Here is a 633-nt window from a genome sequence, read left to right as displayed (position 1 = left end):
GGTTCGACCGGAGCCTGAGCCCCCGCCCGGGCGGAGGGCGGCGGTGTCAGCCCTGCTCGGGCGTCGCGCGGCCCACGGGCGGCAGCGCGGCAGGCCGGAAGCGCAGCAGGAAACCCTGGCGGAGCACGATCCGCAGCGCCTCGGCCGCGATCCCGAAGGTCATCTTCGAGCGGCCTTCCGCGCGCTCCACGAAGCTAATGGGCACCTCAGCGATCCGGAAGCCGGCCCGTTCCAGGGACCAGGCGAGCTCCACCTGAAACCCGTAGCCGTGCGCGTCGATCCGGTCGAGATCCAGCCCGGCCAGCGCCGCGGTGCGGATCGCACGGTAGCCGCTCGTGATGTCGTGCAGCTTTGAGCGCAGGCTGATCCGGGCCACCAGGGTGCCGGTGCGGGACACGAGCTGGCGGTACCAGGGCCAGTTCACGATCGAACCGCCCGCGACCCAGCGCGAGCCAAGCGCGAAGTCGGCGCCCGCGTCGACCTCGGCGAGCAGCGCGGGGAGCTGCTCCGGCAGGTGCGAGCCGTCGGCGTCCATCTCGACGACCGTCCGGTAGCCCTCGTCGATGGCGATCCGGAAGCCCGTGAGGTACGCGGTGCCGAGGCCGAGCTTGCCCGCGCGGTGGAGGACCCGCA

At 73.0% G+C, this 633-nt stretch carries 1 protein-coding gene; it reads right to left on the bottom strand.

The features are described from left to right. Window positions 1-46 precede the first annotated feature (46 nt). Window positions 47-633: glycosyltransferase (locus tag OOT08_RS06840; protein ID WP_325091850.1), on the bottom strand; the 587-nt coding region annotated here is incomplete at its 5' end.

The sequence above is a fragment of the Leucobacter sp. M11 genome (genome assembly GCF_035726885.1).
Classification (GTDB): domain Bacteria; phylum Actinomycetota; class Actinomycetes; order Actinomycetales; family Microbacteriaceae; genus JAPFRB01.
Note: the sequence above shows the minus strand (reverse complement) of the source record. Positions and strands in the feature narration are given on the sequence as shown.